This window comes from Streptomyces sp. NPDC001728, assembly GCF_040297565.1.
Taxonomy (GTDB): domain Bacteria; phylum Actinomycetota; class Actinomycetes; order Streptomycetales; family Streptomycetaceae; genus Streptomyces.
Window position 1 is genome coordinate 70,352 of the sequence record NZ_JBEOZK010000021.1, and the last position, 17,950, is coordinate 88,301.

16 protein-coding genes are annotated in these 17,950 nt (G+C 73.5%); 10 read left to right on the top strand and 6 right to left on the bottom strand.

The window, feature by feature from the left end:
* Window positions 1–25: 25 nt before the first annotated feature.
* From ABT154_RS26970 to ABT154_RS26990, 5 genes are read left to right on the top strand one after another with little or no spacing between them, the layout of a single operon-like run.
* Window positions 26–412 carry a hypothetical protein gene (locus tag ABT154_RS26970; protein WP_351859909.1) on the top strand — a complete coding sequence of 129 codons (387 nt, stop codon included), beginning with the start codon at window positions 26–28 and terminating at the stop codon, window positions 410–412.
* Window positions 409–2,034: a recombinase family protein gene (locus ABT154_RS26975; protein WP_351859911.1), complete on the top strand. Its 1,626-nt coding sequence runs from the start codon at window positions 409–411 to the stop codon at window positions 2,032–2,034. Before ABT154_RS26970 ends, ABT154_RS26975 begins: the two co-directional genes overlap by 4 nt.
* Before the next feature lie 13 nt (window positions 2,035–2,047).
* Entirely contained in the window at window positions 2,048–2,851 is an 804-nt protein-coding gene (locus ABT154_RS26980; protein ID WP_351859913.1) for an exodeoxyribonuclease III, read from the top strand.
* Between the two features lie 55 nt (window positions 2,852–2,906).
* A complete protein-coding gene (locus ABT154_RS26985; RefSeq protein ID WP_351859915.1) occupies window positions 2,907–3,626 on the top strand; it encodes a response regulator transcription factor in 720 nt (239 codons plus the stop codon).
* Complete coding sequence (locus tag ABT154_RS26990; RefSeq protein WP_351859917.1) at window positions 3,623–5,329, top strand: sensor histidine kinase; 1,707 nt, start codon at window positions 3,623–3,625, stop codon at window positions 5,327–5,329. Before ABT154_RS26985 ends, ABT154_RS26990 begins: the two co-directional genes overlap by 4 nt.
* Before the next feature lie 60 nt (window positions 5,330–5,389).
* On the opposite strand, the gene ABT154_RS26995 is transcribed toward ABT154_RS26990, so the two are convergent.
* The 5 genes from ABT154_RS26995 to ABT154_RS27015 form a co-directional block, all read right to left on the bottom strand.
* On the bottom strand, window positions 5,390–6,622 hold the full coding sequence (locus ABT154_RS26995; RefSeq protein ID WP_351859919.1) for an ABC transporter permease: 1,233 nt from the start codon (window positions 6,620–6,622) through the stop codon (window positions 5,390–5,392).
* Window positions 6,619–7,392, bottom strand: coding sequence for an ABC transporter ATP-binding protein (locus ABT154_RS27000; protein WP_351859920.1), 774 nt, complete (start codon window positions 7,390–7,392; stop codon window positions 6,619–6,621). The genes ABT154_RS26995 and ABT154_RS27000 overlap by 4 nt, the downstream gene beginning before the upstream one ends.
* Window positions 7,389–8,693 carry a peptidoglycan-binding protein gene (locus ABT154_RS27005; protein ID WP_351859922.1) on the bottom strand — a complete coding sequence of 435 codons (1,305 nt, stop codon included), beginning with the start codon at window positions 8,691–8,693 and terminating at the stop codon, window positions 7,389–7,391. Before ABT154_RS27005 ends, ABT154_RS27000 begins: the two co-directional genes overlap by 4 nt.
* Before the next feature lie 5 nt (window positions 8,694–8,698).
* Window positions 8,699–9,292, bottom strand: a complete 594-nt coding sequence (locus tag ABT154_RS27010; RefSeq protein WP_351859924.1) for a hypothetical protein — start codon at window positions 9,290–9,292, stop codon at window positions 8,699–8,701.
* A gap of 87 nt (window positions 9,293–9,379) precedes the next feature.
* On the bottom strand, window positions 9,380–10,018 hold the full coding sequence (locus tag ABT154_RS27015; protein ID WP_351860031.1) for a MerR family transcriptional regulator: 639 nt from the start codon (window positions 10,016–10,018) through the stop codon (window positions 9,380–9,382).
* Window positions 10,019–10,218: 200 nt separating this feature from the next.
* Between ABT154_RS27015 and ABT154_RS27020 the strand changes: the two genes are divergently transcribed.
* From ABT154_RS27020 to ABT154_RS27040, 5 genes are all read left to right on the top strand, one after another.
* Entirely contained in the window at window positions 10,219–11,778 is a 1,560-nt protein-coding gene (locus ABT154_RS27020; RefSeq protein WP_351859926.1) for a flavin-containing monooxygenase, read from the top strand.
* Window positions 11,779–11,786: 8 nt separating this feature from the next.
* Entirely contained in the window at window positions 11,787–12,680 is an 894-nt protein-coding gene (locus ABT154_RS27025; RefSeq protein WP_502969599.1) for an alpha/beta fold hydrolase, read from the top strand.
* Entirely contained in the window at window positions 12,677–13,567 is an 891-nt protein-coding gene (locus ABT154_RS27030) for an SDR family oxidoreductase (protein ID WP_351859931.1), read from the top strand. Before ABT154_RS27025 ends, ABT154_RS27030 begins: the two co-directional genes overlap by 4 nt.
* A 112-nt stretch (window positions 13,568–13,679) precedes the next feature.
* A complete protein-coding gene (locus ABT154_RS27035) occupies window positions 13,680–13,865 on the top strand; it encodes a hypothetical protein (protein ID WP_351859933.1) in 186 nt (61 codons plus the stop codon).
* 184 nt (window positions 13,866–14,049) lie between these two features.
* The gene (locus ABT154_RS27040) at window positions 14,050–14,547 is read left to right on the top strand and encodes a GNAT family N-acetyltransferase (protein ID WP_351859935.1); all 498 of its coding nucleotides are present in this window, start codon (window positions 14,050–14,052) and stop codon (window positions 14,545–14,547) included.
* Here the strand turns inward: ABT154_RS27040 and ABT154_RS27045 are convergent.
* Window positions 14,544–17,825, bottom strand: a complete 3,282-nt coding sequence (locus tag ABT154_RS27045; RefSeq protein ID WP_351859937.1) for a S41 family peptidase — start codon at window positions 17,823–17,825, stop codon at window positions 14,544–14,546. The two genes, ABT154_RS27040 and ABT154_RS27045, sit on opposite strands and share 4 nt — an antisense overlap.
* Between the last annotated feature and the right edge of the window lie 125 nt (window positions 17,826–17,950).

Genomic DNA, 17,950 nt, shown 5'->3' on the forward strand with positions numbered 1-17,950 from the left:
GACCGCCGAGTAGCAAGGAGCACAAATGATCACCGCACGACGAGTGCTGCCCGCAGCTACCGTCGGCTTTTTCGCGATAGCCCTCGCCGTCGGCGCGATCGGATGGGCCACCAGCACCGCCCCCCTCACGGATGCTGGACTCCTCGGGCTCCTCGCGGCGGTCCCCCTCATGTACTGGGTGATGATCACCCACACCCACGAAGTCACAGCCGAGCAACTCGAAAAGGCGCGGTCCGAGGGCTACATCAAAGCCCTTGATCACGTCGGCCGAGGTCTCGTCAGCGCCCCACACCCACCGTCCCCAGGACTGTGCGAAGACTGCGGGCGCCGCGTCTCCTCGGTCGACGTGATCAGCCTCAAGGACCGTCGTCGGCCGGCCATCACCACCAAGGAGAATCGAGTCGTGCCGTGACCAAACCCACCCCCAAGACCTTCCGTGGGGCGCCCCCAGATGACGAGGGCGAACCGTGGATCGGCTACATCAGGGTCTCGACCTGGAAAGAGGAGAAGATCAGCCCCGAGCTGCAACGGGCCGCCATCACCGCCTGGGCAGCTAGAACCGGCCGTCGCATCGTCGACTGGGTCATCGACCTCGACATGACCGGCCGGAACTTCAAACGCAAGATCATGCGAGGCATCGAGCGCGTCGAGGCCGGGGAAGTGCGCGGCATCGCGGTCTGGAAGTACTCCCGCTTCGGGCGCTCCCGCGACGGCGTCGCGGTCAACCTGAAACGCCTGACCGACGCAGGCGGTCAACTCGAATCGGCGACCGAGGAGGCCGACGCCCGCACGGCGACCGGTCGGCTACAGCGCGGCATCCTGTTCGAGTTCGCGGCCTACGAATCCGACGTACGCGGCGAACAGTGGCGTGAGACCCACGAGCACCGCGTCACCAAACTCAAGCTCCCCGCCACTGGGCGCCCCCGCTTCGGCTACATCTGGCACCCCAGGACACTGCCCGACCCCGAACGACCAGGGCATTTCATCACCCAGGAAGAACGGTACGTCGCCGACCCGGACACTGGCCCGATCATGGCCGACCGCTACCGCCAGTACATCGACGGCGCCGCGTTCTACGCTCTGCTCACCGATCTGAACGACTCCGGCCACCACACGGTCCGAGGCGGTCTGTGGTCCGCCCAGACCCTCATCCGCTACATGGACTCAGGGTTCTGCGCCGGCCTCCTCCGCGTACACAACCCGGAATGCAGGTGTCCACCCGAGAAGCGCGGCAACTGCCCCAACGCCGTCTTCGTACCGGGCGCGCAGGAAGAACTGATCGACCTCGACCTCTGGCAGCAGTACCAAGACCGCCGCCAGAAGATGAAGAAGACCCCGCCCCGCTCCCGTACCCCCCTGCACCTCCTCACCGGACTTCCCCGGTGCGGAGGCTGCCGAGGCACCGCCCCCCGCCAGAGCCGCATGCTGAACGTCGACGGCGTGAAGCAGAGCGTGAAGGGCCACCACTTCGCGTGCGGCCGGCGCACCGTCATGGGCAAGCACGGATGCGCAGGGGTTTGGGTCCTGCGGACCGAGGCCGAAGCGGAAGTACGCCGCTGGGTCATGGACAAGGCCGCCCCCGCCATCGACGCGACTCCCAGCGTGCCCGCACCGAGGGCACCGAAAGCCGACCCGCGCGCAGCCGCCGCGCGCGAGCGGGCCCGCCTGGAGGCCGAGGCGGACAAGCAGAAAGCTGCGCTCGCACGCCTTCGAGCGGACCGAGCGGCCGACCCAGACGAGTACGGGCCCGGTGAGTACGAGGCCGCCCGCGACGTGATCCGCACGCAGCAGGCCGCCACGACGGCCGCCCTAGAGCGGCTCTCCGTTGTCGTGCTGACCCCGCACGAGGAGGACTACGTTCCCGTCGTCGCCGCTCTCGCGGTCGGCTGGAAGCTCATGAACGACGCCGAGCGGAACAGCCTCCTGCGGCAGCTCGCCCGCCGGGTCGTGCTCACGCGGCAGCCGGAAGGAGGTACGACGGTCACCGTGCACCCGGTGTGGGAGCCTGATCCCTGGGCCGACCGCACGCCCTGAGAAGAGGCATGTCTTGTACACAGTGACCACCGTCAATGTCAACGGGCTCCGTGCCGCCGCCAAGAAGGGGTTCGTCGAGTGGCTGGGCGGGACCTCCGCCGATGCCGTCTGTCTCCAGGAGGTGCGCGCCGAGGAGGCGCAGCTGCCCGAGGAGGTGCGGGCCCCCGAGGGCTGGTTCACCGTCCACGCGCCCGCCGCCGCCAAGGGCCGCGCCGGCGTCTCCCTCTACACCCGCCGCGAGCCCGACCGGGTCCGCGTCGGCTTCGGGTCGAGCGAGTTCGACGGCAGCGGCCGGTACGTCGAGGCCGACCTGCCCGGCGTCACCGTCGCCAGCCTCTACCTGCCCTCCGGCGAGGTCGGCACCGAGCGCCAGGACGAGAAGTACCGGTTCATGGACGCCTTCCTGCCGTACCTCAAGGAGCTGCGCGAGAAGGCCGCCGCCGACGGGCGCGAGGTCGTCGTCTGCGGCGACTGGAACATCGCCCACCGCGAGGCCGACCTCAAGAACTGGAAGGCCAACAAGAAGAACGCCGGTTTCCTGCCCGAGGAGCGGGAATGGCTCGGCCGGGTGCTCGACGCGGCGGACGGGGCCTACGTCGACGTCGTACGGGAGCTCCACCCCGAGCAGGAGGGGCCCTACTCCTGGTGGTCCTACCGCGGGCGGGCCTTCGATAACGACTCCGGCTGGCGCATCGACTACCAGATGGCCACCGCCGGTCTCGCCGCCAAGGCCGTCAAGGCGTACGTCGAGCGGGCCGCCACCCACGAGGAGCGCTGGAGCGACCACGCCCCCGTGACGGCCGTCTACGACCTGTAGCCGCGCCCGGCCCGCGCGGTACCGTGCTGGCTTCACGGGAACCGGGGGGTCATCGTTGGGCGCGCGCATTCTGATCGCCGAGGACGACGCGAAGCAGTCGCGGCTGATCCGCATCTACCTGGAACGGGAAGGGCACACCGTCCAGGTCGTCGCCGACGGGCGCTCCGCCGTCGAGCGGATCCGCTCCGTACGGCCGGACCTCGTCGTCCTCGATGTGATGCTGCCCCTCGTCGACGGGCTCGACGTGTGCCGCATCCTGCGCTCCGAGGGCTCGGACGTGCCGATCCTGCTGCTCACCGCCCGCAGCACCGAGGAGGACATGCTCCTCGGCCTCGACCTCGGCGCCGACGACTACCTCACCAAGCCGTACAGCCCCCGTGAGCTGACCGCCCGGGTCCGCGCCCTGCTGCGCCGGTCCCGGGCGCGCGGCGCCGCCGTCCGCGACGAACCCCTGCGGGTCGGCGAGGTCGAACTCGACACCGCCCGCTTCGAGGTCCGGGTCGCCGGCCGGCCGGTCGCCCTCACCGCCAAGGAGTTCGCCCTCCTCGAAGTCCTCGCCCACGAGCCCGGGCGGGTCTTCACCCGGGCGCAGATCATCGAGCGGGTCTTCGGCTTCGACAGTGACGTCCTGGAACGCACCGTCGACGTCCACGTCCGCAACCTCCGGCTGAAACTGGAGCCCGACCCGGCCCGCCCCCGCCGTCTGGAGACCGTGTACGGGCGCGGATACCGCCTCTCCGAGGGCCCGGCGGGGGACGGGGAGCCGGGCACGTGAGCTTTCGGCTGCGGGTCTTCGCCGTCGTCCTGCTCGTCGCCGTCGCCGCCACCTCCGCCACCGCCTGGCTGACTCTGCGGCAGGCCGCGGGCCAGCTCCGCGAGTCCGCCGCCGCCGACCGGCAGTCCGTCACCCGGATCACCGAGGGACTCCGCGCCTACGGGGCCGGCCGGGGCACCTGGGAGGGCGTCGCGCCCACCGTCCGCGCCCTCGCCGAGGAGACCGGGCAGCGCATCCGGATCAGCAGCGGCGGCCAGGGCCAGATCGCCGACTCCGACCCGCTCCTCGGCCGGAACCCGCGCCCCGGCGGCACCGCGCCCCCACTGCTCGTCGACCCCCGGCCCGCGCTCGACCTGCCCGAGAACTTCGACCCCGGCTCGCTGGGCAAGGTCACCGGCACCATGATCCACGAGTACGGGGCCGGTGTGACGTACGCCGCCTGCCTCACCCGCGCCGGGCACACCGTCACCACCGTACGCGGCACGTACGGCGTGCCCGTCTTCGGCGACGGCGGGAGGGCCCCCGGCGCCGCCCGGGGCTCCGCCTCCTGCGCGCGCGCCGGGGGCGCGCCCGCGGCCGTCGTCGAGGCGAACCTCGCGGCGACCGCCGGCTGCCGCACCCGGCCCGCCCCCGCTCTCCGCGGCTGCCTCCAGCGGGTCTTCACCGAGCGGACCGCCGCCGTCGGCCCCCAGCCGCTCACCGTCCGGCTCGGCGCCGTCGACGACGCGGGACAGACGCTCGCGGTCGGCCCGGCCGTCGTCGTGGCCGCCGGGGTCGCCGCCGCCGCACTCGCCTGCGCGCTGCTGCTCAGCAGGGCCGTGCTCCGTCCCGTACGCGCCCTCACTGCGGCCTCCCAGGGGCTCGGCGAAGGCGACCTGGGGCGCAGGGTGCCCGCCGCCGGCCGGAACGAGATCGCCACGCTCGGCCGGTCCTTCAACCGGATGGCGGACTCCCTCCAGGACAGCGAGGAGCGGCAGCGCCGGCTCGTCGGGGACATCGCGCACGAGCTGCGCACCCCGCTCGCCAACCTCCGCGGCTATCTGGAGGCGCTGCGCGACGGCGTCCTCACGGCGGACGCCGAACTCCTGGAGTCGCTCCACGAGGAGGTGCTGCTCCAGCAGCGGATCGTCGACGACCTCCAGGACCTGGCGCTCGCGGAGGCGGGCGCGCTGACGTACCACCGGGGGCCGCTGGACGGCCGTGAGCTCGTCGAGGCCTGCCGGACCGCGCACAGCGCGCGGGCCGCCGCCGCCGGGGTGACCCTCCGGGTGGTCGGCGCGGGCCCCGGCACCGTACGGCTGCACGGGGACCCGGACCGGCTGCGGCAGGCACTCGGCAACCTCGTCGGCAACGCGGTGCGGCACACGGCCCCCGGAGGCACGGTGACGCTGACGCTGGAGGGGGTGGAGGGGCCGGAACGGGCGGTGGGTCCGGGCGGGGTGGCGCGGATCGCGGTACGGGACACCGGGCACGGGATCCCGGCCGCCGATCTGCCGCATCTCTTCGACCGCTTCTGGCGGGCGGACGCGGCCCGGGGGCGGGCCACCGGCGGCAGCGGGCTCGGGCTCTCGATCGCCCGGCAGATCGTCGCCGACCACGACGGGACCGTGGAGGTGACCTCCGAGGTCGGGGTGGGGTCGGTGTTCACCGTGGTGCTGCGCACCGGGGCGGCCGGGGCGGAAGGGGCGGGGGAGCCGTACTGACGGGACGCTCGGGGTCGTCCGTACCGGTGGGCGGAGGCCCGCGCGCCACCACCACCGGCGTCACGTGCCCGCCAGTGCCACCGTCGGGGACAGCCGGCTCGCCCGTACCGCCGGGTAGAGGCCCGCGATCATGCCGATCGCCAGCGTCGCCCCCACCCCCGCCGCCGTCGCCCACACCGGGACCACCGTCGGCCACCCCCTGCTCAGCGCGTACGCCGCCGTGATCACCGTCCCCAGGACCGTGCCGCCCAGGCCGCCGATCGTCGAGAGCAGCAGCGACTCCGTCACGAACTGGGTGCGGATCTGGCCCCTGGTGGCCCCCAGGGCCCGGCGCAGGCCGATCTCCGGGCGGCGTTCCAGGACCGAGATCACCATCGTGTTGCCGACACCGACCCCACCGACCAGGAGCGCGACCCCGCCGAGTCCCAGGAGCAGGCCGGTGAGGGCCGACTCGGCCGCTTCGCGGGCCGCGAGCGCGTCCGAGGGGCGGGAGATCTGCACCTCGGCGGGTTTCGCCGGGTTCGCGGTGGCCGGGAGCACCGCCCGTACCGCCGCCACGGCGCTGTCCTCGGCCCGCACGTAGACCGTCGACGGACGGCCGTCGAACCGCAGGTGCGTCCGGGCCGCGGGCCAGCCGACGAGCGCCGCCCCGTCCAGCTCCGGGGCGAGGGGCACGGGGTCCAGCACGCCGATCAGGGAGAACCAGCGGCCACCCAGCCAGACCCGGGTCCCCGGCGTGTACACATCGAGCCGCGCGGCGGCCGTCGCGCCCAGCACCACCGCCGGGTAGGCCTCCGTCGCCGTGTCCAGCCAGCGGCCGGAGCGGACCCGGCCGCCGACCGCCGGGAGCAGCCCTTCGTCGGCCGCCAGGACCGAGAGGGAGCCGGTGCGGCCGACGGCGATCCGCTCGTTGCGGTAGACCTTCGCGTCGGTCGCGCCCGTGGCGGCGACCTCGCGGACCGGCGGGATGCGGTCGATCATCGCCACCGCCTCCGCCGGCAGCCGCGTCCGCCGGCCGTCGAGCGTGGCACCGGGAGCGACCCGGAGCAGGTTCGTGCCGAGCGCGTCCAGCCGCCGGTCCACCTCCGCCCGGCCCGAGCCGGAGATCCCGACCACCGCGATCATGGCGGCGACGCCGATCGCGATGCCGAGCGCGGAGAGGAACACCCGCAGCGGGCGGGTGCGCAGCCCGGTGCCGCCGAGCCGGAGCACGTCGGCGGGGCGCAGCCGGGCCGGGCGCAGGGCCGTGCCGGGCCGCCGGGCGGCCCGGCCTCCTCGGGGGGCGGGGATCATCCGAGCGCTCCGATCGCGGGTCCCGTGGCGGTGTCGGCGACCACCCGGCCGTCCCTCATCTCGATACGGCGGGGGAGCGCGTCCGCGATCTCCCGGTCGTGGGTGATGACCACGACGGTCGTGCCGGCCGCGTGCAGTCCGCGCAGCAGGGCGAGGACCGCCGTGCCCGAAGCGGAGTCCAGGTTGCCGGTGGGCTCGTCGGCGAGCAGGACGGCCGGTCCGCCGACCACCGCCCGTGCGACCGCGACCCGTTGGCGCTCGCCGCCGGACAGCTGGTGCGGCAGGTGGTGGACGCGGTGGCCGAGGCCGACCCCGGCCAGGGCGGCGCTCGCGCGGGCTCGGCGGAGGCGCTGCGGGATCCCGGCGTAGAGGAGGCCGTCGGCGACCGCGTCGAGGACCGGGACGCCGACCGCCAGGTGGAACTGCTGGAAGACGAAACCGATCCGGGTGGCCCGCAGCGCGGACACCTCCCGGTCCGTCAGGGCGGCGACATCGTGGCCGTCGACCAGGACCCGGCCGGCCGTGGGCCGGTCGAGGCTGCCCATCAGATTGAGCATGCTGGACTTGCCCGAGCCGGACGGGCCGACGATCGCGACGAGTTCGCCGCGGCGGACGCGGAGGTCCACGTCACGGACGGCCGCGACGCCGCCGGGGTAGGTCTTGGAGACGGCGCGGAACTCGACGACGGTGTCGGCCGCGTCGGCCGCGTCGGCGGTGGGAGCGGCAGGGGCGCCGGAGGTACCAGGGGTATCAGGGGCTTCGGGGCTCACCGGGGGATCCTCACCTTCAGGCCCTCGCGGAGCGCCGGGCCGCTCACCTCCACCATGCCGTCGGCGAAGAGGCCCGTCCGGGCCGTGACGAACCGGCCGTCCTCGGTCTCCAGGCCGTGTCCGCCCTCGGCGAGCGCCACCAGGGCCGCCACCGGGACGGCCAGGACGTTCTCCCGCCGCCGCCCCACGTACTCGACGGTCACCGGGCCGCTCTCCAGGCGTCCCAGGGCCCGCTGGTCGGCCACCGTGACCGTGACGGGGACCGTGGGAGGACCGTCCGCCCCCTCGGGCGCGGTCGCCTCCCCGCCCACCGACGCGACCTTGCCCCGTACCGGCGTCCCGTCGGGCAGGCCGACGGTGACCTCGGTGCCGCGCACCGCCCAGGAGGCGTCCTGGGCCGAGGCGTCGACGACGACCTTGCGGGTCGTACCGGTGTAGGTGAGGGCGTTGTCGCCGGCCGCCGCGCCGAGCCGTACGCCCGCCTTGCCGAGGCGTATCCGGCCGGGGGCGTAGACGATGTCGCCCAGCCCGACCCGGCCCGTTTCGGGCAGGCCCAGAGCCTGCTGCCAGCGCTCGACGGCCCGCTCGGTGGCGGAGGTGAAGTCCTCGTCGACGGTGAAGCCCCGGTAGCCGAGCGCGGCGAGGTTGGACTCGAACTGGAGGACGTCCATGCCGTGGAGGGGGTGTCGGGAGGGGGAGGGAGGTGTGGTGGGGGCAGGTGGGGCGGCTGGGGCGGCCGGGTCGGCCGCGGGCTTCCCGGGTGGGGCGGAGGCGGCGGGCGGGGCGGTGTTCGTCCCCGCACCCGTGTCCGCCCCCGTGTCCGCCCCCGTCCCCGCACCCGTGTCCGCCCCCGTCTCCGCCCCCGGTTCCGCGCCCGCCCCCTGTGTCAGACCCAGTTCGCGGTACATCGGCAGCGTGCCGTAGAGCAGCACCACCGGCCGGTCGTCGACCCTCAGCAGGGTGTCCCCGCGCCCGGCGGTCGAGCCCGCCTCCGGGAGCCAGGTGACCGTGCCGGTCGCCTTCACCGGCAGCGGTGTCGCGGTTCCGTACCCCAACGTCCCCTCGACCTTGGTGCGTTCGGCGAGGACGGTACGGGCGACGGCGACCGTGGAGCCCTCCCGGGGCGGGGCGGCCGGAGCCTCGCCCCCGCCGCCGAGGCCGAGCGCGCCGACCACGGCGACCGCCGTGACCACCGCACAGGCCGTGGCGACGAGGAGGGTACGGCTCCGGCGGCGACGCGGGGCCGGGTGCGCGTCCGGGGCCGCGACCGTGTCCCCGTCGGCCTTCTCTTCGGTGAACATGCCGCTCACCCCTTGCCCGGACCCTGTTCGACCGGGTCGCCGATGATCGGGGCGCAGTCGCGGGCGGCCCGCTTGGCGGCGGCCGTGGTCGAGTCCCAGGTGACGTCCCCGTAGACGTTGCCGTCGGGTTCGGGGTCGGGGAAGTCCGGGGCGCCGTTCTTCTGCATGCACGCGGCGAAGGCGAACTGGGTCCTGACCTGCTCCGGGGTGAGCTTCGGCGCGAGTCTGCGCTCGATCTCCTTCGGCACCGGCGGTGCGAGCGTGGAGCACTTCTCCGAGGCCCTGAGGTAGGCCGGGTTCTTCTTGAGCGTGGCGGCGTCGCCCAGGTCGACCTGGCCGTTCGCGTCCGGGTCGGGGGCGTCGATGCCGTTGTCGCGCAGGCATCCCACCCAGGCGCGCCGGGCCTCGACGTAGACGGCGACCTCGTCCTTGCCGGAGACGGAGGGACCGGAACCGGAGCCACCCGAACCGGGAGTCGACCCCGTCCCGTCCTCCGCCCTCGGGATCGCGCCGCCCCCGTCGTCCCCGCCGCCGCAGCCGCTCAGTGTGAACGCCACGACCGCAGCCGTCGCGGCCAGCAGCACCCGCTTGCTCCCCATCGGTTCTCCCGTTCAGCCCGTTCCTCGGTAGGTGGACCGACCGTAGGACCGGGGTGATGAAGAACTGTTGAAGAACCTGTCAGGCGATCATGAGGCCCGTTCCGCGTCCTCCCCGGCGCGGAGCCGCCGGTCGAGGGCGAGGGACAGTTCCGCCTCCACCACGCTCTTCGCGAGGGGGCGCAGTCGCCACACGTCGTCCTCGCCCGCGTGGGTGCGCAGGAGTTCGGTGAAGAGTTCCGCGAGGGCGTCGGCGTGCTCGCGGACGCGGGAGCCCGCCTTGAGGACCTCGGCGAGCGGGATGCCCTCGCGGACGAGGGCGGCGGAGACGTCGAGCAGGCGGCGGCTGATGTGGATGATCTCCTCGCCGTCGGTGACGAGGTAGCCGAGGTCGAGCGCGGTGGCGAGGTTCTCGGCGGTGACCTCGTCGGCGAAGTGGTCGGCCAGCTCCTCGGGGGTGAGGCGGACCGGTTCCTCCTCGGAGGGGGCGGGGAGGGCGAGGACCTCGTGGACGTTCCGGCCGCTCTCGAAGGCGGTGGTGAGGTCGGCGATGCCGTTGAGGGTGTGGCCGCGCTCCAGGAGGGCGGCGATGGTGCGCAGCCGGGCCAGGTGCCGGGTGTCGTACCAGGCGATCCGGCCCTCCCTGCGGGGCGGCGGGATCAGTCCGCGCTCGCGGTAGAAGCGCAGGGTGCGCACGGTGATGCCGGCGGCGGACGCCAGCTCCTCCATGCGGTACTCGCGTTCGTCCTCGTCCGCCACGGTGTCGGTTCCCGATCCCTTGTCCGATCCTTCTGCCACGCCCGCCAGCCTATGTTGTACCGCCGGTAACTTTCCCTCGTCGTACCCCTACCGCTCGGTATGGAGCTGCTCTACAGTCCCGACTGTGCCAGTGATTGCTGGCGTGATCGGTCGGGCGCGCGGGAGGCGGCATGGCGAAGCACGAGCACGTACGGGTGGCGGTGATCGGATCGGGATTCGGTGGCCTCGGCGCCGCGGTCCGGCTGCGCCGCGAGGGGATCACCGACTTCGTGGTCCTGGAGCGGGCCGACTCCGTGGGCGGCACATGGCGGGACAACAGCTACCCGGGCTGTGCCTGCGACGTCCCCTCGCACCTCTACTCCTTCTCCTTCGCGCCCAACCCCGACTGGCCCCGGACCTTCTCCGGACAGCGCCACATCCGGGCCTACCTCGAACACGTCACCGACACCTTCGGTATCCGCCCCCATCTGCGCCTCGAACACGAGGTGCTGCGCATGGCGTGGGACACCGAGACGCTCCGCTGGGAGATCGAGACCAGCCGCGGCGGCTTCAGCGCCGAGGTCGTCGTCTCCGCGACCGGGCCGCTCTCCGACCCCAGGATCCCGGACATCCCCGGCATCGCCGACTTCCCCGGCAAGGTCTTCCACTCGGCCCGCTGGGACCACGACTACGACCTCACCGGCAAGCGCGTCGCCATGGTCGGCACCGGCGCCTCCGCCATCCAGATCGTGCCCGCCATCCAGCCGCAGGTCGGGAGACTGACCCTGTTCCAGCGCACGCCCCCCTGGGTCATGCGCCGCATGGACCGGGCCATCACCGGCCCCGAGCGCTGGCTCCACCGCGCCCTGCCCGTCACCGGCACCCTGCGCCGGGGCATCCTCTGGGGCATCCGCGAACTCCAGGTCGGCGCCTTCACCAAGCACCCCGACGAACTCGGTCTGGTCGAGAAGCTCGCCAAGGCCAACATCGCCAAGTCGATCAAGGACCCGGTGCTGCGGGCCAAGCTGACGCCCTCGTACCGCATCGGCTGCAAGCGGATCCTGCTCTCCAACGCGTACTACCCGGCGCTCGCGCAGCCCAACGTCGACGTCGTCGCCTCCGGGCTCCGCGAGATCCGCGGCTCCACCGTGGTCGCCGCCGACGGCACCGAGACCGAGGTCGACGCGATCGTCTTCGGCACCGGCTTCCACGTCACCGACATGCCGATCGCGGAACGGGTCGTCGGCGACGAGGGGCAGACCCTCGCCGAGTCCTGGAAGGGCGGGGTGGAGGCGCTGCGCGGCGCCACCGCCGCCGGCTTCCCCAACTTCATGACGGTCATCGGCCCCAACACCGGCCTCGGGAACTCCTCGATGATCCTGATGATCGAGTCCCAGCTGAACTACATGGCCGACTACCTGCGCCAGCTGAACGTGCTCGGCGGGCGCGCCGCCCTCGCCGCCCGGCCCTCCGCCGTCGGCGCCTGGAACCGCAAGGTGCAGGCCCGGATGGAGCGGACCGTCTGGAAGGCCGGCGGCTGCGACAGCTGGTACCTCGACGCCAACGGCCGCAACACCACGCTGTGGCCGGGCACGACCGGCGAGTTCCGGCGCGAGACCCGGCAGGTCGACCTCTCGGAGTACGAGATCGTCCGCGCGGCCGAGCCGGTCACGTCCGCCCATGCTGCCGAGCCCGCCGCCGCGGCGAAGGGCCGCGGCGCCACCTCCCCCAAGAAGGAGTCCGCCCGGTGAGCCGGCACCTGACCTCGCTGCCCGCGTCCCGCGAACTCACCGCCGTCTCCGCCGACGGCGCCCGGATCCACGTCGAGGTATACGGCCCCGAGGGCGCGCCCGCCGTCGTCCTCTCCCACGGCTGGACGTGCTCGATCGCCTTCTGGGCCGAGCAGATACGGGCCCTCGCCGCCGACCACCGCGTCATCGCCTACGACCAGCGCGGCCACGGCCGGTCCCCGGCCCCGGCCGGACCCGCCGGGTACTCGACCCGCGCGCTCGCCGACGACCTCGAAGCGGTCCTCGCGGCCACCCTCGCCCCCGGCGAGAGGGCCGTCGTCGCCGGGCACTCCATGGGCGGCATGACACTGATGGCGGCGGCCGGCCGGCCCGGCTTCCGGGAGCACGCGGCGGCCCTGCTGCTCTGCTCCACCGGGCCCTCCCGGCTGACCGCCGAGGCCACCGTCGTACCGGGCCGTCCGAGCGCCCGCCGCACCCGGCTGACCCGGGGCGTCCTCGGCGCCAAGGCGCCGCTCGGGCCGGTCAACGCCGTTTCGAGGAAGATCCTCAAGTACGCGACGATGGGACCGGGTTCCGCCCCGGACCGGGTCGACGCCTGCGCCAGGATCGTGCACGCCTGCCCGCGCGGCGCCCGTGTCGGCTGGTCAGGGGTGCTCTCCGCGCTCGACCTCGAATCGGGCGTACGGGCCCTCGACCTGCCGGTCGCCGTCCTCGTCGGCACCGCCGACCGGCTCACCCCGCCCGTCCACTCGCGGGCGATGGCCGAGGCCCTCCCGCAGTGCGTGGGACTGCTCGAACTCACGGGTATGGGACATATGACGCCGGTGGAGGCCCCCGAGGCCGTCACCGCGCGGATCCGTGAACTGACCGACACCTACCTGGAAGTGAAGGAGAAGGCATGAGCCGGGTGAGTCTGGAAGGACAGGTCGCGGTCGTCACCGGAGGCGCCCGAGGGGTCGGGGAACTCCTCGCCCGCAAGCTCTCCGCGCGCGGGGCGAGGATCGCGCTCGTCGGCCTGGAGCCGGAGCAGCTCAAGGAGGCCGCCGGGCGGCTGCACACCGAGGCCGACTGGTGGCACGCCGACGTCACCGACCACGAGGCGATGGCCCGGGTCGCGGCCGAGGTGAAGGAACGCTTCGGGAAGGTCGACATCGTCGTCGCCAACGCCGGTGTCGCGGCGGGCGGCCCCTTCGCCGAGTCCGACCCGGTCGCCTGGCGGCGGGTCATCGAGGTCAATCTGATCGGCGGCGCCGTGACGGGCCGGGCGTTCCTGCCCGTCCTCATGGAGTCCCGGGGGTACTTCCTCCAGATCGCCTCGCTCGCGGCGCTCACCCCGGCCCCGATGATGTCGGCGTACTGCGCCTCCAAGTCGGGCGTCGAGGCCTTCGCGCACAGCCTGCGCGCCGAGGTCGCGTACAAGGGCGTGAAGGTCGGCGTCGGCTACCTCTCCTGGACCGACACGGACATGGTGCGGGGCGCCGACGAGGACGACGTGATGCGGGAGCTGCGGCAGCGGCTGCCGTGGCCGGCGAACCGCACGTACCCCCTCGGCCCGGCCGTCGACCGGATCGTGGCGGGCATCGAGCGGCGCTCCCCCCATGTGTACGCGCAGTGGTGGCTGCGCGGGATGCAGTCGGTCCGGGGCTATCTGCCCGGGATGATCGCGACCGTCGGGCAGCGCGAGATGAAGCGCTTCGAGCCCCGGCTCGGCTCGGTGCCCAAGGGGCTCGTGGGCGCGGGCGGGGCGGCCGACGAGGAGGCCAGGGCGGACGGGTCCGCCGCCCGGTAGCGGTCCGTAACTGATCGAAATGCGTGGAATGTTCGCTCGTGCAACGCTGGTCGAGGCCCGAGGGGCAAGCAGTCCCCGGGCCGCCCCCACACCCGTCTAGGAGTGAACTTCCATGGGCATGCAGGACCAGTTCAAGGACAAGACCAAGCAGGCTGCGGACAAGGCCAGGCAGGCCGCCGGCAAGGCGAAGGGCGCGGCGTCCGAGCGTGCCTCCCAGGGCCGCGACCGCTCCGACGAGGAGACGCGCCGGGCCCAGCAGGAGGCACAGGACCGTCTGGACCAGGACTACGACGCCTGACGCGTCGCGTTTCGCCTGCGATCGTGTCGGTCGCGTGGGCAGGGCGCACCCGGGATCACCCCGGGTGCGCCCTTTCCTGTGCGCGTCCGCTCTCGGGCGACGCTGTCGCACGACACCCGTTCAGGCCCGCCGCGGGCCGAAAAGTCGTACGCGATTCGCGGCGGATCTTCGTACGGTGGCGCCCATGGCCGTACTTGAGCGACTGCGATCCGATCACGCCACCGCCCTCCTCGCCTTCGAGCGCGAGAACCGGGCGTACTTCGCCGCGTCCGTGCCCGACCGGGGGGACGCGTACTTCGCCGACTTCGCGGAACGGCACCGGGCGCTGCTCGACGAGCAGGAGACCGGGACGATCCGGTTCCATGTGCTGGTGGGGGAGGGCGGGGAGATCCTCGGGCGGTTCAACCTGGTCGACCTCGTCGACGGGGAGGCCGAGCTGGGCTACCGGGTGGCCGAGAGGGCGACCGGGCGCGGGGTGGCGACCGCCGGGGTGCGGGAGGTGTGCCGGCTGGCGCGCGAGACGTACGGGCTGAGCCGGCTGACCGCCGTCACGACCCTCGACAACGCGGGGTCGAGGGCCGTGCTCGGTCGGGTCGGCTTCGGGGTGGTCGGGAGCGTGACGCTCGGCGGTCAGGCGGGGGCCGCGTACGAGCTGGACCTGGGGGAACTGGCCTTCCTCTAGGTCGCCCGCGGCGGCAGCTTCGGGCGGGAGCGGTCCGGCAGGGCCTCGTAGCCCGGCGGGCTCGCCGCCGGGTTCTCCGTGAGGAGCGCGAGGGCCATGTGGACCGCGTCGTCGAGCTGTCCGTACCGGCCCTCCGCCCAGTCCAGGGGGGTACGGAGCACCGCGAGGTCCGGTTCGACGCCGTGGTTCTCCAGGGACCAGCCGTACTCGGGGAACCAGGCGGCGTTCATCGGGACGGTGATCTGCGTGCCGTCCCCGAGCTGGTGGCGGCCGGTCATGCCGACCACCCCGCCCCAGGTGCGCTGGCCGACGACCGGACCGAGGCCGAGCAGCTTGAACGCGGCGGTGATCATGTCGCCGTCGGAGGAGGTCGCCTCGTCGGCGAGGGCGACGACGGGGCCGCGCGGGGCGTTGGAGGCGTACGCGACGGGCTGGGCGTTGCGGGTGAGGTCCCAGCCGAGGATCTTGCGGGTGAGCTTCTCGATGACGAGTTCGCTGATGTTGCCGCCGGCGTTGCCCCGTACGTCGACGATCAGCGCGGGCCGGGAGACCTCCATCCGCAGATCCCGGTTGAACTGGGCCCAGCCCGAGCCGCCCATGTCGGGGATGTGCAGATAGCCGCAGCGGCCACCGCTCAGCTCCCGCACCACCGCACGGCGTTTGGCCACCCAGTCCTGGTAGCGCAGCGGCCGTTCGTCGACGAGTGGGACGACGGCGACGCGGCGTGCCCGGCCCTCGCCCTCGGCGGGGGTGAAGGTCAGCTCGACGGTGGTGCCGCCGGTGCCGGAGAACAGCGGGTACGGGCCCGCGACGGGGTCCACGGGCCGGCCGTCGACATGGGTGAGGACGGCGCCCTCCCGGATGCCGGTGCCGGCCAGCGGGGAGCGGGCCTTGGAGTCGGAGGACTCGCCGGGCAGGATGCGCCGCACCGTCCACCCGGCCTCGCGGAGCACCAGGTTGGCGCCGAGGAGGCCCATGGGCCGCTGGTAGTGCGGGGGACCTTCGTTGCGGCGGGCGGGGGTGACGTACGCGTGCGAGGTGCCCAGTTCGCCCATCACCTCCCGCAGCAGGTCGGCGAACTCGTCGGGGGAGGCGACCCGTTCGACGAGCGGCCGGTACTGGTCGAGGACGGCCGTCCAGTCGACCCCGCCCATCCCGGGCTCCCAGAAGTAGGCGCGGACGATCCGGCCGGCCTCGTCGAAGGCCTGCCGCCACTCGGCGCCCGGGTCGATCTCGTGCAGGATGCGCCGCAGGTCCAGATAGACGGTGGAGTCGCCGTCCCCGGACTCGGTCGAGGGCACGGCCCGCAGCTCGCCGTCGTCGGCGACGACCAGCCGGGTGCCGTCGCCGCTGACCGCGAACCAGTCGAGGTCCTTGGCGAGTTCGTTCCTGCGGGCCTTGGTGATGGAGAAGTGCTCCAGGGTGGGCTTTCCCGAGGTGTCGGCCGGGTTGGCGAAGGTCTCGCCGAGCGCGCCCGAGATCGGCCAGCGCAGCCAGACGAGACCGCCGCCGCCGACCGGGTGCAGGGCCGAGTACTTGGAGGCGGCGACGGGGAACGGGGTGACCCGCTCCGCGAGCCCCTCGATCTCCACGGTGACCGTGCCGTCCCCGGTGTCCGTGTCGTCGTCGGCGGGGTCGAGGCCGCCGGCCGCCGGCCGCCCGTCGGGCAGCAGCGCGAACGGCGAGGGCGTCGCGGAGGAGAGCGGGACGAGATAGGGGCGGCAGCCGAGCGGGAAGGACAGGTCGCCGGTGTGCACGTCGTACACCGGGTCGAAGCCGCGCCAGGACAGGAAGGCGAGATAGCGGCCGTCCCGGGTGAAGACGGGGTTCTCGTCCTCGAAGCGCCCGTTGGTGACGTCGACGACGGTTCGGGCGCCCGGCCCGGAGATCCGGGCCATCTTGATGGAGCGAAGGGAGCGGCCGATGCCCGGGTGGGACCAGGTGAGCCAGTCGCCGTCGGGGGAGAAGGCGAGGTCGCGGACGGGCCCGTTGACGGACCTGATCAGCTCGGTGACCTCGCCGTTGGATTCCTCGGTGGCGTCCAGGAGGAGGAGCCGGCCGTCGTGGGAGGCGATGGCCAGCCGCTCGCCGTCCGGGTCGGCGATCAGTTCCTCGACCCGGCCGAGGTCGCCGGAGGCGAGGCGGCGCGGCGGCCGGTCGCCGCTGGCGCGCGGCAGGGAGGCGATCTCGACGGCGTCCTCGCCCTCGGCGTCGGTGACGTACGCGACCTGCCCGAGGCTGCCCAGCATCTCGGGCAGCCTGACCCGGACGCCCGGGGTGTCGACGATGGTGCGGGCCGGGCCGTCGCGGTGGGTGAGCCAGTACAGGCTGCCGCGTACGGAGACGGCGCTGGCGCGGCCGGTCTCGTCGACGGAGAGCGCGTCGACGTGGTGGGCGGCGGGCGCCTGGTAGGCCCGCCGGCCGACGCGCTGCCCGCCGAGGCGGACCTCCAGCTTGCGGGGGCGGGAGTCGGCGGTGAGCGCGTCGACGACCCAGAGTTCGCCGGCGCACTGGTAGACGACCCGGCGGCCGTCGCTGGAGGCGTGCCGGGCGTAGAACTCGTCGTGGTCGGTGTGGCGGCGCAGGTCGGTGCCGTCGGGCAGACAGGAGTAGAGGTTGCCGACGCCCTCGTGGTCGGAGAGGAAGGCGACGCGGCCGTCGACGGCCATGGGGCAGTCGAGGTGGCCGCCGATGTCGGGGAGGAGCCGTTCGCCGTGCAGCCAGAGGCGCCCGGTGGCGCCGCCGAGGTAGCGCTTCCAGGCGGCGGGTTCGTGCGGCGGCTTCCCGGTGAGCAGCAGGGTGCGGCGCTCCCCTTCGGCGTCGGTGACGCTGATGTCGGAGACCGGGCCCCAGGGCAGGCGGCGGCCCGGGGAGCCGTCGGTGGGGACGGTGTAGGCCCAGGAGTAGTACGAGAAGGGCTGCCCGTGCGAGGAGACGGCGAGGATCTCGGAGCGGCCGTCCTGGTCGGGGGGCGTCCAGCCGCAGACCCGGGTGTCGGTGGATCCCCAGTAGCTGAGCCGCCGGGCGCCCCCGCCGTCTATGGGAACGAGGTGGATCTCGGGGTCGAGGCTGCGCCAGTTCGTGTACGCGATGTGGCGCCCGTCCGGCGAGAAGCGCGGGTGGCCGACCCGGGTCCGGTCGACGGTGAGCCGCCAGGCCCGGCCGGGGCGGTGGCCCTCGGGGGCGAGCGGGGCGATCCACAGGTCGTCCTCGGCGGCGAAGCACAGCAGGTCGTCGTGGAGGTGCGGAAAACGGAGATACGCGACGTCGTCACTCACGCCCTCATGCTTTCCGCGCGGAGGGGGTGTGGCAACTCGTACGTCCTTGCGGGTCTTCCGTCCCGCGGGTCCTCCGTGTGGCCCAGGACACGTACGAAACGGTTTCGTTTCGTTGGGGGCGGGGG